Source organism: Vreelandella sp. 162(4c) (assembly GCF_058152265.1).
The window spans coordinates 2,410,306-2,424,911 of record NZ_CM176981.1 but is presented as its reverse complement, the minus strand read 5'-3'; the positions used below and the strand labels follow the sequence as shown (position 1 = coordinate 2,424,911).

The window sequence follows — 14,606 nt, the reverse complement described above, 5'->3', positions numbered from 1 at the left end:
TAAAAGACGACGTTAAGGTGGAGCGGTGTATGGATATAGCGGATTTTTTTGACACCTTTTTTGAAGAGGCTGAAGAGCTGCTGTCGGATATGGAACAGCATTTACTGGAGCTGGATGTTGATGATCCAGACAGTGAGCAGCTCAATGCTATTTTCCGTGCCGCCCACTCGATCAAGGGGGGGGCGGGAACCTTTGGTTTTACCGTGCTACAGAAAACCACGCACATTTTGGAAAACCTCCTCGATTACGCACGTAAAGGCGAACTGACGCTGCGAGCCGACCTCGTGGATACCTTTTTAGAGGCTAAAGACATCATGCATGAGCAACTCGATGCCTACCGCAGCGAAGAGGAGCCTAATCAAGAGGCATTTGAACGCATTTGCCAAACGCTGCAGCAAATTGCCTTGGACGAAATTGGCCAACAGCTCGATGGGCCGACTATTCCTGCTGCTGAGCCCAAGGCTGCGCCGACGCCTGTGCCAAGTGAAAACGACGCGGAAGCAAACAGTAATAATGCAGAGGCGTCCTCGAACGGCCATCTGCTAGTGGCACTGCTCAACGTTGAAGATAAAGACCGCATTTTGCTGGTTGAAGAGTTAGAGCAGCTCGGTGAAGTGCAGTCCCAGTCAGGCGACGCAAAGCGTTACGAGGTAGTGCTCAAAAGCAGCGACAGTGCTGACGATATTGAAGCGGTCATGTGCTTTATTATCGAACCTGATCAGATTGAGATTACGGCTGTTGAGGGCGTCGCTACTGAGCCAGCCCCAGCCGAGCCAGAAGCCTCGACGCCTGCAGCCCCAGCGCCGCAAGCGCCGGCAGAAAGCACGGCCTCTAAGGCAAGCGCGCCAAAGCCTGCTGCCAAAGAGAAGCCCAAAAAAGCTGCCGCCGAGTCTTCGTCAATCCGCGTATCGGTAGATAAAGTCGACCAAATTATCAACTTGGTGGGTGAGCTGATTATCACCCAGTCGATGCTCGATCAAACGGTTAGCGATTTAGAAGATCAGTCGGTGGGCAATGCCTCACTGCAAAATGGCATGAGCCTACTGCAGCGCAACGCCCGTGATCTCCAAGAAGCGGTCATGTCTATTCGCATGATTCCCATGGAGTTTGTATTCAGTCGCTTCCCCCGCGTGGTGCGCGACACCGCCGGTAAGCTGGGTAAAGAGATCGAATTAATTACCGAAGGCAAGTCGACCGAGCTGGATAAGAGTTTGGTCGAACGGATCACTGATCCGTTAACGCACCTGGTGCGCAATAGCCTCGATCATGGCGTGGAAATGCCCGATGTGCGCGAAGCCATTGGCAAGCCGCGTGTTGGCAAATTAACCCTCTCCGCACGTCACCAGGGTGGCAATATCTTGATTGAAGTGCGCGATGATGGTGCCGGCATGGATCGTGAACGCCTGCTAGCCAAGGCGCGCGAAAACGGCCTCAATGTGTCGGACACCATGTCGGACGAAGAGGTCTTCCAGCTCATTTTTGCTCCCGGCTTCTCAACGGCGAATGAAGTGACCGACGTATCTGGGCGTGGCGTGGGCATGGATGTAGTGAAGCGCAACATTCAGAGCATGGGCGGTCGGGTTGAAATCCAGTCGAAGCTAGGTGAAGGCACCAACACCCGTATCGTGTTGCCGCTTACGTTGGCCATTCTGGACGGTATGTCGATCAAGGTCGGCGGCGAGACGTTTATTCTTCCGCTCTCTACCGTACTTGAATCACTGCAGCCCGCCAAAGACGATATGTACGCCATGGCCGGTGACGACGTGGTGATCAAAGTCCGCGACGAATATCTGCCCGTGATTGCCATTCACGAAGTGCTGAACGTCGAGAATGCGATTACCGACCCGACCAAAAGCATCGCTGTCATTGTGCAGGGCGAAGGCCGTCGTTACGCCATGTTGGTCGATGAGTTGATCGGACAGCAGCAGGTCGTGGTCAAAAATCTGGAAGACAATTACCGCAAAGTACCAGGGATCTCGGCCGCGACCATCTTAGGTGACGGTAGTGTAGCGTTGATTCTGGATATTACTGGTTTACACCGCCTGAGCCGATATAAAAAAGAGGCAGGCAAAAAAGTAGTAAACAATCAAAACCTTTCATCTTTTAAGGAGGCTGAGCCGTCATGAGTCAAGCCAACAATGGTGCGGTACTAGCCGCAGAAGCCGAAAACCGCGAATTCCTAGTGTTCTCATTAGGCGATGAAGAGTACGCCATTGATATTTTGAAAGTGCAGGAAATTCGTGGCTACGAAAACGTAACCCGGATTGCCAATGCACCTGAATTTATCAAAGGGGTCACTAATCTGCGCGGCGTCATTGTGCCAATCGTAGATCTCCGCATTAAGTTTCACTTTGATAAAGTCGAATACGGTGGCCAAACAGTGGTGATCGTGGTCAATGTTGCAGACCGGGTGGTCGGCATCGTAGTGGACGGCGTTTCCGACGTGATGACACTGACCCCTGATCAGATTAAACCGGCGCCAGAATTTGGTGTCACGCTCTCGTCTGACTTCCTGAGCGGTTTGGGTAGTCTGGATGACCGCATGCTGGTACTCGTGGATATCGATAAGTTGCTCACCAGCGACGAGATGGCACTGGTGGAAAGCACCAGCAACCAGTAAGACTAAAAAACATGGCACAGGGAGCGTGCCAAATCAGTTCTACTCAATGATGCATTCTCGCGCTACGGAAAGTGCCAGCGAGTGCCGGTTGTGCGTGGAGAAAAGGGCGTGACACAGCGAATGCGGCAATTAATGAATAATATGACGGTGCGCTTGAGTTGGGGCTTAGTGCTAGCGACACTTTCGGTGCTTGTTTTAATTGCCAGTGGTATTGGTCTTTATGCCCTGCACCATGGTGCAGCAATCGTGCAGGCCTCTGACGATGTGCAGGCACAACAGGCCGCTTTCAGTGCTTTTGCCGCGACAATTCGCTGGGCACTACTCGGGATAGTCGTAATGACTATCGCCACGGTAATCGTGGTTATCTGGGGGGTGACGGCCAATGTGTTGCGCCCGCTAGATCGCTTGGTGGGCTATTTTGAGCGTATGGCCCAGGGGGATCTAAGCCAGGCCATTACCTCTCCGGGTAATAACGAAATAGGGCGGCTTTATAGCGCCATGGCCCATATGCAGAGCTCACTCTCGCAAACGGTAGGTACCGTGCGCACCAGCGGTACATCGATTTATGAGCGCTCTCAGCAAATAGCCAGCGGCAATAACGACCTTTCTTCGCGCACCGAGCAGCAGGCCACCTCGTTAGAGGAGACGGCTTCCAGCATGGAGCAGTTAGCCTCAACGGTGGGTCATAATGCTGAAAATGCCCGCCAAGCCAGCCAATTGGCCGGGAGCGCGACCCTGACAGCCCGCCGTAGTGGAGAAGAGGTTGGTGAGATCGTCAGCACCATGCAAGACATAAGCGCAAGTTCTCATCAAGTCGCTGATATTATTACCGTTATCGATAATATTGCGTTTCAGACCAATATTCTGGCGCTGAATGCTTCGGTGGAAGCGGCGCGTGCTGGCGAGCATGGCAGAGGGTTCGCCGTGGTGGCACAGGAAGTACGTAGCTTAGCCAGTCGCAGCGCCGCTGCCGCCAAAGAGATTCGCACGCTGATTGATACATCGCTCAGCAAGGTAGATACCGGCACTCAGCGGGTCAATCAAGCTGGACAAACCATGCAGGATCTCGTGGGTGCTGTGCAGCGCGTCAGCGATATCATGGATGAAATCGCCGCCGCTTCTGAGCAGCAGAGTAGCGGCATTGGCCAAGTGAATCAGGCCGTGGCGCAAATGGATCAGGTTGTGCAACAAAATGCTCAACTGGTGCAGCAAGCCGCGCGCAGCGCCAATGAACTTGAAAGCGAAGCCGCACGCTTACGCGAGGCGGTTGAGCGCTTTCGGGTCACTGAATTATCTGCCCCGTGCACTCCGGCTGTATTGCCAGCGGCAGCGTCAAAACCCGCAACAAGGCGTCCACAGCCAGTAGCAGAAACAGAAGAGTGGTCATCGTTTTAATTTGCTTGGTAGGGCAGGCGCACTCTTTTTGAAAAATAAAACATTAAAAAAAGGCACACCATGCGTAATAACCAACCAGTCTCTCAGCGTGAAATCGAACTAAAAGAAGACGACTTCCTAGTCTCGCGTACCGATACCAAGGGACGCATCACCTATGCCAACCCTGCGTTTATCGATATTAGCGGCTTTGAACACGCAGAGCTGATAGGTGCGCCGCATAACCTGATACGCCACCCGGATATGCCGCCGGCAGCCTTTGAAAACCTCTGGAAAACCGTCAAAACGGGGGAAACGTGGCGAGGGCTGGTCAAAAACCGCTGCAAAAATGGCGACCACTACTGGGTAAATGCCAGCGTTACGCCGATTATTGAAGATGGGCAAGTCGTGGGCTACACCTCGGTACGTGTACAGGCCAGCCGCGCAGCCATTGAGCAGGCCGAGCGGGCCTACGCTGAAATACGCGAAGGCCGCAACAAGCGGCTTTACTTAGATAAAGGCCGGTTACGCCAGAAAGGTGTGATTAAGCGTTTGGCCCGGGTACGCCTCGACACCATTCGTGCCAAATTGGTAGGCATGATTGTCGTTGCAGGGCTGTTGTTATTAATCAGCGGTGGGCTTGGTCTGTATGGTTTGAATGTCTCCGGCGAGCGCTTGGGGCAACTGAATAATGACGGTCTGCGTGATGTTATTCGCCTGCAGAAAATCGATCAAACCATTGCCCAAACCCGCCAGGCGATGATTGAGCCAGAGCGTATGGAACTGATCAATCAACGCTTCGAGATGGGTGAAAGCATTGAGGAGAGCGCCGCAGAGGTTGCTGAGGTGTGGCAGGAGTATTATTCCCGTGAGGTCAATGCGACTGAGCTTGCCACCGAGTTTGACCAGCAGCTACAGACCTTCCTGCAGAACGGCATGGGCCAGGCGGCCAGCGTGCTTCAGGCAGAAGAGACCTACCAAGCCTTTACCGGTCTCGATGCTGTGATTAGCGTCATGACCAGCGAGGGCCGCATCCTGTCAGGCATGGTTAATCAACTGATTTCCCAGAAACAGCAGGCAGCTGAGGCCATGGCCGTTGATGCTCAGCAAGGTCAAACTACGATGCTGAGCGCTCAAGCCATAGTACTTGGAATTGGTTTACTGCTACTTATTTTGATCGGCATGGTTACTCTGAGGGCGATTACCAGGCCGCTAAAAAGTGCTGCAGGTTTTACGCTGCAAATTGCTGGCGGTAATTTGGCCGCTAAAGTCCCCACCCAGAGACGCGATGAAGTGGGCCAATTGATGGACTCGCTGAATACTATGCGCAAAAGCCTCAGCAGTATCATCTCCGATGTCAAAAGCGGTATTGATGTGGTCACTCCGGCTGCCCAGGACATTGCCAGCGGCAACGAAGAGCTGTCGTCGCGTACTGAACAGCAGGCGGCCTCTTTGCAACAAACCGCCTCCAGCATGGAAGAAATGACTGCCACTGTGCGGCAAAACAGTGAGAACGCTCAAGAAGCCCGTCGTCTAGCCGATAACAATGCTATCCAGGTAACGAATACTGGCGAGTTGATGACACAGTTAGTCGACAACATGCAGCGGATTACCCAAAGCTCCCAGCAGATGGCCGATATTATCAATGTTATCGATTCGATCGCGTTTCAGACCAATATTCTGGCGCTGAATGCATCGGTAGAAGCGGCTCGGGCCGGCGAGCATGGGCGTGGTTTTGCGGTGGTGGCCGAAGAAGTGCGTAACCTGGCTGGCCGTAGCGCTGGTGCCGCCCAAGAAATTCGCGGTCTGATTGATGGCTCTAACCGTGAGGTAAGTGCGGGTGCCAGTATGGTCACCAAAGCCGAAGCTGCGATTAGCGAAGTGGCGGAAGCCGCGCGCAGTGTGACGCAGATCATGCACGAGATTTCAGCCGCCTCCGAAGAGCAGAGCCATGGTATTGCCCAGGTTAATCAAGCAGTAGCAGAGATGGATCAAGGTACCCAGCGTAATGCGGTGCGGGTACAGGAAACTGCACGCGCGGCGGTCTCGCTTGAGAAGCAGGCGGGGCTATTAGCGCTATCGGTGGAAGCGTTTCGATTAAACAGTCAGGGGGCGCTACGTCCGCCAGCAGTGACAGCGACTAAGCACACTGCTCAGTTGCCTAGCACATCGTCGCCGAATTCGCCCGTTAAACGGCAGGCAGCCTCAGCAGAGGAGTGGGAAGCGTTTTGACCGAACAACGTGAACGGGTGGTAGACGCAGGTCAGTGGACATCGAGCAGTCAGATTGAGCGCGATCTAGTACTGACGGATGCGGATTTTACACGGATTCGCGAGCTGATTTATCAGCGCGCCGGCATTGTGCTGGCTGAGCATAAACGTGAAATGGTCTATAGCCGCCTAGCAAAGCGGCTACGCCACCATGGCATGACACGCTTTACCGACTATTTGGTGCGCTTGGAGCGTCAGCCAGAAGCCAAGGAGTGGGAAGCGTTTACCAATGCACTGACCACTAACCTCACGGCCTTTTTTCGTGAGGCGCACCATTTTCCGCTGTTGGCTGAGCATATAAAGAATAAACAAGACCCGGTCACTATTTGGTGTTCGGCCGCCTCCACCGGGGAGGAGCCTTACTCGCTGGCAATGACATTGTTAGAAACGTTGGGCGCTAAAGCGTCGCAGGCCAAAGTGATCGCCACCGATATTGATACGGATGCGTTGGCCAGGGCTCGCGCTGGCGTTTATCCCCTGGAACAGGTGCGCAAGATCGATGAGGCACGGGTAAAGCGGTTTTTTCAGAAAGGAACGGGTAACCATGCGGGCTTTGCACGGATTCGCCCAGAAGTATCCGCACTGGTGGAGTTTTTGCCACTGAACCTGCTAGCGCCGCAATGGCCAATTAAAGGCCCTTTTGATGCCGTGTTCTGCCGAAACATCATGATTTATTTTGATAAAGATACTCAATCAAAAATTCTTAAGCGCTTTGCACCACTGATGAAGCCCGATGGCTTGCTGTTTGCAGGCCACTCGGAAAACTTCTCGTATATCAGCGACGCATTCAAGCTGCGTGGTCAAACCGTTTATAACCTGGCCAAAAAATGAATAACTATCGTGTCTTTATAATCGCTTTAGGCGCTGTGGCTCCGGCGGTTGCAATAACACATCAGGCGTCTACAGCAAGAGGAGGCGTGCTTTGAGCGCAGCCAAGATCAAAGTGTTGTGTGTCGATGATTCGGCGCTAATTCGCGATTTGTTAACGGAAATTATTAATTCCCAGCCCGATATGGAAGTCGTTGCGGTAGCGCCTGACCCCATTGCCGCCAGGGATTTGATCAAGCAGCACAATCCTGATGTGCTCACCCTTGATGTGGAAATGCCACGTATGGATGGCTTGGATTTTCTTGAGCGTTTGATGCGCCTGCGTCCTATGCCGGTATTGATGGTGTCGTCGCTCACCCAAAGCGGTTCGGAGATTACCCTGCGTGCGCTAGAGCTTGGCGCGCTGGATTTTGTCGCCAAGCCGAGTCTGGGCATCCGCAATGGGATGATGGAGTATGCTGACGAGATTGCCGAAAAACTGCGCGCCGCTGCGCGCTCGCGGCCCCGTCAGGCGCGGCATAAAAACACTCCGCCACCGGAAGCCCTGAAAGCCCCTTTAGTGTCGAGTGAAAAGCTGATCATTATTGGCGCGTCTACGGGGGGCACCGAAGCGATTCGTGCGGTACTTGAGCCGCTGCCCGCCAACGCCCCGGCGATTTTGATTACCCAGCATATGCCTGGCGGTTTTACCCGTTCGTTTGCGGAACGCTTAGACCGGCTGTGCCGGATTACGGTGAAAGAGGCCGCCGACGGCGAGCGGATTCTACCTGGGCACGCTTATATCGCCCCAGGGGATCAACACCTTAAGTTAGCGCGTAGCGGTGCCAACTACGTAGCGCGGTTAGATAGCGGCCCACCGGTTAATCGCCACCGCCCCTCGGTAGACGTGCTGTTCCATTCAGCGGCTCAGCATGCGGGCAAGAACTCCATCGGTGTTATTTTGACCGGCATGGGTAAGGACGGTGCGGCAGGGCTGCTAGAGATGCGCCAGGCGGGTGCGCCCACCATTGCCCAGAATGAGCAGACCTGTGTGGTCTTCGGTATGCCCCGTGAAGCTATTGCTGTCGGGGGGGCTGTGGAAGTGGTGGCGTTAGATGACATTCCCTCGCGAATGATGGCGCTGATCGCCGCCTCCGGCCGCGCCCAGCGTGTGTAGTGCAATTCATAAAAAGTTAGTAATCATAAAAACTAAATAAGCTCGCAAGGGAAATCACAATGAACCGTTTACTGCGCAACTTGAGTATTCACGCCGCCGTGGTCACATCGCTTTGCTGCTTTGTCGTGCTGATTTTAATGATTTCGGGCTTGAGTGTGGTGGCCGATCGCAATTCACAAAATAACTTAGCCACGCTAAGCGGTATCAGCGATGCGCAGTTAAATGAGGTTAACCGTGCCGATTCGTTGCTTAACCAAGCCATGTTGGCTATGGAAACTGCCTCCAACTACCTGATGGTAGGACAGACCCAGCAATCCAATGAGCAGGTTGCCGTTGCCGCTGATCGCATTGAGCGTTCTGAAAAGCGTTTCGAGCGCTTTGCGGCAAACTCATTTTCACCGCAAGGCGAGGCATTGGCGAACACCCTAATTGAAGATTTTAATACCGTAATGGGGCTAGTTAAACAACAGCACGACACCTTTGAATATATGGATTTAACCAGCTACAACAACCTGCGCGATGAGCTGGTAGAGCCGATAAATAGCTTATCTGAAAGTATGACGGCGTTTGTCGCCTACGGCTTCCAGCGGGTAGATACCATTCGCGCTGACGCGGATGCCCAAGGCAATCTGTTTGCCATGATCAATGCTGGAGCGGTGATTTTTGCCTTACTGATGACTTTGGTAATCTACCTAGGTTTACGCCGTACAGTGATTGCGCCGCTAAGAGGCGCAATCCAACGGCTGGATGCGATTGCTGAGGCGGACTTGACTAACCCGCTGCCGGAAGCAGGTAAAAATGAAATTGGCCGTTTGTTTGGTGCTATGGGCACCATGCAGCAAAACCTCACCAATATCGTTGGCCGGGTGCGTGAAGGCAGTAACGAAATTCACCACGGCACCCGTGAGATTGCCAGCGGCAACGCTGATCTCTCCTCACGTACAGAGCAGCAGGCGGCATCGATTCAACAAACCGCGGCCAGCATGGAAGAGATGACCGCGACGGTAAAACAGAACGCCGACAATGCTCGTCAAGCCAGCACCCTGGCAGCAGACGCTTCCACCACGGCTGAGCGCGGTGGACAAGTGGTGGAGCAAGTGGTGCAAACTATGCACGGTATCTCCACCAGCTCGAAAAAAGTCGCCGATATCACCAGCGTTATTGACTCAATTGCTTTTCAAACCAATATTCTGGCTCTCAACGCCTCGGTAGAGGCCGCCCGCGCCGGCGAGCAAGGTCGCGGATTTGCGGTGGTGGCGGGGGAAGTGCGTAATTTGGCCAGCCGCAGTGCGGATGCGGCCAAAGAGATTAAAACCCTGATTGATGCCTCGGTAACACAAATTCAGCAAGGCTCCACTCTGGTCGAGCAGGCCGGTACCACGATGTCGGATGTGGTTACTGCAGTACGCCGTGTTACCGACATCATGGATGAAATCTCCGCTGCCTCCCAAGAGCAGAGTGACGGTATTGAGCAAGTCAGCCAAGCCGTGGGCCAGATGGATCAAGTCACCCAACAAAATGCCGCGCTGGTACAGCAAGCCTCTGCGGCGGCGGCCTCCCTTGAGGAACAGGCCAACCGGTTGGAGCAAGCCGTAGCCGTGTTTAAGCTGTTAGGTATGCAGGGGGCGTCCCATCAGGCGCTGCCTTCCTCATCGCCAGCAACGGACGTTATGCCTGCGCCTAGGGCCGACCAGCAAGCTCGTTGCCCAGCTCCAGCCTCGCAGCGCAGCGACCACGAAGAGTGGGAGGAATTCTGAAGAACCGTTTTGAAAGAGCCGTTTCAAAGTAGCCGTTTTAAACCCCTGACTGTACTTTTCAGTCGCCCTTGTGCCATATACTGATTGATTAGAGGATGACCCATGGCAGATAAGAATATGAGTTTCCTGGTTGTAGACGACTTTCCCACCATGCGTCGGATCGTACGTAGTCTGCTTAAGGAGTTGGGCTTCACCAACGTGGATGAAGCCGAAGATGGACAAGATGCGCTCAATAAGCTGCGTGCCGGCAAGTTTGAGTTCGTCGTTTCCGATTGGAACATGCCGAACCTTGATGGCCTGGAGATGCTCAAGGAGATCCGTCAGGATGACGCCTTGAAAGACCTTCCTGTGTTGATGGTGACCGCAGAAGCGAAGAAAGAGAACATTATAGCGGCTGCTCAGGCGGGCGCTAACGGCTATGTCGTCAAGCCGTTCACTGCCGCTACCCTCGAAGAGAAGCTCAATAAGATCTTCGACAAACTGGGTATGTGAGCAACTGGGCCTATGTGCTTGGTTAACGAGGAGACAACGTTATGAGCCAGAATGAGCAGTCCGATTCTGCCCAATCGTCCGAACAAGCCGCCGAAGACTTAATTCATCGCATCGGTAAGTTGACGCGTATGCTGCGCGAAAACATGCGTGAACTGGGGCTTGATAAAGAGATTGAGAAGGCGGCCGAAGCCATCCCCGATGCACGCGACCGCTTGCACTATGTCGCCACCATGACGGAGCAGGCAGCAGATCGAGCGCTCAATGCCGTTGACCGTGCGCAGCCGCTGCAGGATCAGTTGTCAGACCGGGCGGAAGCGCTGGATAAGCGCTGGGCCGAGTGGTTTGAAGCACCGAAAGAGCTGGATGAGGCGAAAGCGCTCGTTGTCGAGACACGCACTTATCTTAGCGAAGTACCCGATGTGGTTTCAGCGACTAACAAAGAACTGATGGAAATCATGATGGCTCAGGACTTTCAGGACCTGACCGGCCAAGTGATTAAGAAGATGATGGACGTGATCCATGAGATCGAACATCAGTTGGTGCAAGTGTTGATCGATAACGCGCCGGGCGCCCATGCACGAGAAACGCTGCAGCGCAAGGCCGAGGATCAGTGGAAAAGCGACAGTGCACGGCGTAACGAAGAGCTTTTGAATGGGCCGCAAGTGAAGGATAATGTCCCTGATACCGTCTCTGGGCAAGATCAAGTAGACGACTTATTGGACGAATTAGGCTTCTAAGATGCGTTATTAAACGCCCTCTGGGCACGCAAGTACGCCATTCAGCCGTCCCTATGGACGGCTGAATACGTGATAAGCTTTGCTTCACCTGGCCGGATACCCGTATGGCAGATAACGATAGCGACCAGGAAAAGACCGAAGAGGCCACGCCCAGGCGGAAAGAGAAAGCCCGTGAAGAGGGCCAAGTTGCCCGTTCCCGCGAGTTAAATACGTTTTTACTTTTGCTGGGTGGTGTGATTGGCCTCTATAGCATGGGCAACATGCTCTACGACCAATTGGGTGCGGTGATGGAACAAGCTTTCTTGTTTGAGCGCCGCCAGGCAATGGAAAGTACGCCGATGCTGGTCAATGCGCTGGATCTTGGTCAGCGCACGCTATTTGCCATGATGCCGCTGTTTTTACTGTTAGCCATCATTGCGTTAGTAGCCCCTGGGCTGATGGGGGGCTGGCTGATATCGGGTAAATCGATGCAGCCCAAGTTTTCCAAGTTAGACCCTATTAAGGGCGTAAAGCGTATCTTCTCCACCCAGGCACTGATCGAATTGGCAAAAGCGATTGCCAAATCGTTTCTGGTGGGGGGCGTGGCTGCGACGTTTTTGTATTTCAACATCGGCAAATTTATGGCGCTAATGGATCAGCCTATCCAGCAAGCGCTGACCAATGCCCTAAGCATGGCGGCTCAGGCAGCTGGGCTAATGGTGTTGGTGTTGATCGTGGTCATTTTGATCGATGTCCCTTTCCAGCTCTGGGACAATGCTAAGAAGCTGCGCATGAGTCAGGAAGAGATTAAGCGTGAGCACAAAGAGTCCGAAGGCGACCCGCAAGTGAAAGCACGCATTCGCCAGCAGCAGCAGGCCATGGCGCGGGGCAGGATGATGAGCAAAGTACCCGAAGCGGATGTCATCATTACCAACCCTACGCACTACGCGATAGCACTGACTTATCAGGAAGGCAGTATGGGCGCCCCGCGGCTGGTGGCAAAAGGCGCCGACGCAGTGGCTGCGCGCATTCGCGAAATCGCTGAAGAGGCAGGCGTGCCTCGCTTGCAGGCAGCACCATTGGCGCGGGCCCTGTATCATCACGTCGATCTAGATGCAGAAGTACCTGCCGAACTGTATACCGCGGTGGCGGAAGTAATGGCCTGGGCCTACCGCCTCAAGCAAGTATCACAACAAGGAGGCGAGGTGCCCCCAACCCCCGATAACCTGCCGGTTCCGCCGGAGATGGAAAGCCCCGGGCATGGCGCCGGTGGTAATGAGGCGCAACCATGAAAGGCTTGAGTCAGCTAGTAGGTCGGCGCGACTGGATGGGTGATGTGCGCATGAAGCTGCTGGTCGGGCCGCTGCTCATCCTCATGATTTTGGGCATGATGATCGTGCCCTTGCCCCCCTTTGCCCTGGATTTACTCTTCACCTTCAATATCGCTCTGGCCATTATGGTGTTAATGGTCAGCATGTTTACGCAGAAGCCGCTGGACTTTGCGGCGTTTCCTGCCGTGTTGCTATTTACTACGCTGCTGCGCCTGTCGCTCAATGTGGCTTCTACCCGTGTGGTGCTGATGGAGGGCCACCAAGGCGGCGCCTCTGCGGGTAAGGTCATTGAAGCGTTCGGGGCGTTTCTGGTCGGCGGTAATTTCGCTGTTGGCCTAGTGGTCTTCCTGATTCTTGTCATCATCAACTTTATGGTTATCACCAAAGGTGCTGGCCGTATTGCCGAAGTGGGTGCGCGCTTTACGTTGGATGCGATGCCGGGTAAGCAGATGGCCATCGATGCCGATCTGAACGCCGGCTTGATCGGCGAAGAAGACGCCAAAAAGCGCCGCGCGGAGGTTTCTCAAGAGGCGGATTTCTTTGGTTCCATGGACGGCGCAAGTAAGTTTGTCCGTGGCGATGCCATTGCCGGTTTGGTGATTATGGTGGTCAATATCATCGGCGGGCTGATGATTGGCATGCTGCAGCACGATATGAGCTTTGGCGCTGCTGGTCAGACCTATATGTTGTTGGCGATTGGCGATGGCCTGGTGGCGCAAATCCCTGCTTTGGTGATCTCCACCGCCGCGGGTGTCACAGTATCCCGGGTCAGCATGGATACGAACGAAGATATTGGCCAGCAAATGCTTAGCCAATTGTTCGTTAATCCTCAGGTACTGATTTTGGCTGCCGTGGTGATGGGCATGCTGGGTATGGTACCTGGCATGCCCAATTTCGTATTTCTATTCTTTACCGCGTTGTTGGCTGGCCTGGCATGGCTGTTAACGCGCCAAAAAGAGAAGGCGTTGGTCAAGGAGGAGATTGCCGCGGCACCGGTGCCTTTACAGGAGACTCCCGAAGCGAGTTGGGAAGATGTGCAACTGGTCGATACGCTTGGCCTGGAAGTGGGCCATCGCTTAATCCCGCTGGTGGACTCGCGTCAAAAAGGCGAGCTGCTCGGGCGCATTAAGAGCGTACGTAAGAAGTTTGCCCAAGAAGTGGGTTTCCTGCCACCGGTGGTGCATATCCGCGATAATTTGGAGCTGCCGCCGAACGCCTATGTGCTCTCCATGAAAGGCGCCGAGATTGGTCGCGCTGAGGCACAGCCGGGCAAATGGCTAGCGATTAACCCTGGGCAGGTATCGGGCGAGCTGCAGGGCACCCATACTCAGGATCCCGCCTTTGGCTTGCCCGCTGTCTGGATTGATAGCAACCAGCGTGAGCATGCCCAGGTGTATGGCTACACCGTTGTGGATGCCAGTACCGTCATAGCGACCCACTTGAACCACTTGTTGCACCGTCATTCACCCGAGATGCTGGGCCGTCAGGAAGTACAGAAGTTGCTGGATAAAATGGGCGATGATCAAAAAGCGTTGGTCGAAGAGGTGATCCCCAAAGCTATTTCATTGACGGTACTGCAGCGTATCTTGCAAAACCTGCTCGACGAAGATGTCTCTATCCGCGACATGCGCACTATTCTCGATACCCTGGCCGAGTACGCCACCCAGCAAAAAGATCCTAATGAGCTGACGGCGCTGGTGCGAGTCTCGCTGGGGCGCGCCATTGTCCAGCAGTGGTTTGCGGGGCAGGAGACACTCAATGTCATGGGGCTGGATGCCCAACTGGAACAAGTGCTGGTACAGGCCATGAATGGCAACGGCGCCATGGAGCCCGGTTTGGCAGAAACGCTGATGACTCAGGCGCAGCAGGCGCTGGAGCGTCACGAAAGCTCAGGCGAACCACCGGTGTTGGTTGTGCAACATTCGCTAAGGGCGGTGCTGTCGCGCTTCTTACGCCGCCGGTTACGCCATATGTCGGTACTGTCCCAGGCTGAAATTCCCGACGATCGCACATTAAGAGTGACCACAGTGGTCGGCGGACGTTAAAGATGGCACGCCGTGATAGG

11 protein-coding genes are annotated in these 14,606 nt (G+C 54.2%); all 11 read left to right on the top strand.

Features of this window, described 5'->3' with window-relative positions; all coding sequences use genetic code 11:
• Nucleotides 1-29 precede the first annotated feature (29 nt).
• Nucleotides 30-2,126, top strand: a complete 2,097-nt coding sequence (gene cheA / locus AC4EYZ_RS11070; protein WP_022520928.1) for a chemotaxis protein CheA — start codon at nucleotides 30-32, stop codon at nucleotides 2,124-2,126.
• Nucleotides 2,123-2,620 (top strand): chemotaxis protein CheW, encoded by a 498-nt coding sequence (gene cheW / locus AC4EYZ_RS11065; protein WP_009288435.1) that lies wholly within the window; start codon nucleotides 2,123-2,125, stop codon nucleotides 2,618-2,620. Before cheA ends, cheW begins: the two co-directional genes overlap by 4 nt.
• A 132-nt stretch (nucleotides 2,621-2,752) precedes the next feature.
• Nucleotides 2,753-4,015, top strand: coding sequence for a methyl-accepting chemotaxis protein (locus tag AC4EYZ_RS11060; RefSeq protein WP_236557216.1), 1,263 nt, complete (start codon nucleotides 2,753-2,755; stop codon nucleotides 4,013-4,015).
• 60 nt (nucleotides 4,016-4,075) lie between these two features.
• Nucleotides 4,076-6,223, top strand: a complete 2,148-nt coding sequence (locus AC4EYZ_RS11055; protein WP_022520926.1) for a methyl-accepting chemotaxis protein — start codon at nucleotides 4,076-4,078, stop codon at nucleotides 6,221-6,223.
• Nucleotides 6,220-7,092 (top strand): CheR family methyltransferase, encoded by an 873-nt coding sequence (locus AC4EYZ_RS11050; protein ID WP_022520925.1) that lies wholly within the window; start codon nucleotides 6,220-6,222, stop codon nucleotides 7,090-7,092. Before AC4EYZ_RS11055 ends, AC4EYZ_RS11050 begins: the two co-directional genes overlap by 4 nt.
• A gap of 91 nt (nucleotides 7,093-7,183) precedes the next feature.
• Nucleotides 7,184-8,245, top strand: a complete 1,062-nt coding sequence (locus AC4EYZ_RS11045) for a protein-glutamate methylesterase/protein-glutamine glutaminase (protein ID WP_009288439.1) — start codon at nucleotides 7,184-7,186, stop codon at nucleotides 8,243-8,245.
• A 59-nt stretch (nucleotides 8,246-8,304) separates the two neighbouring features.
• Complete coding sequence (locus AC4EYZ_RS11040) at nucleotides 8,305-10,002, top strand: methyl-accepting chemotaxis protein (RefSeq protein WP_022520924.1); 1,698 nt, start codon at nucleotides 8,305-8,307, stop codon at nucleotides 10,000-10,002.
• A 102-nt stretch (nucleotides 10,003-10,104) separates the two neighbouring features.
• Complete coding sequence (gene cheY, locus AC4EYZ_RS11035) at nucleotides 10,105-10,494, top strand: chemotaxis response regulator CheY (protein WP_022520923.1); 390 nt, start codon at nucleotides 10,105-10,107, stop codon at nucleotides 10,492-10,494.
• Between the two features lie 41 nt (nucleotides 10,495-10,535).
• A complete protein-coding gene (cheZ, locus tag AC4EYZ_RS11030) occupies nucleotides 10,536-11,231 on the top strand; it encodes a protein phosphatase CheZ (RefSeq protein ID WP_009288441.1) in 696 nt (231 codons plus the stop codon).
• A gap of 104 nt (nucleotides 11,232-11,335) precedes the next feature.
• Nucleotides 11,336-12,502: a flagellar biosynthesis protein FlhB gene (gene flhB / locus AC4EYZ_RS11025; protein WP_190374167.1), complete on the top strand. Its 1,167-nt coding sequence runs from the start codon at nucleotides 11,336-11,338 to the stop codon at nucleotides 12,500-12,502.
• Nucleotides 12,499-14,586 carry a flagellar biosynthesis protein FlhA gene (gene flhA / locus AC4EYZ_RS11020; protein ID WP_474192383.1) on the top strand — a complete coding sequence of 696 codons (2,088 nt, stop codon included), beginning with the start codon at nucleotides 12,499-12,501 and terminating at the stop codon, nucleotides 14,584-14,586. The genes flhB and flhA overlap by 4 nt, the downstream gene beginning before the upstream one ends.
• Nucleotides 14,587-14,606 lie beyond the last annotated feature (20 nt).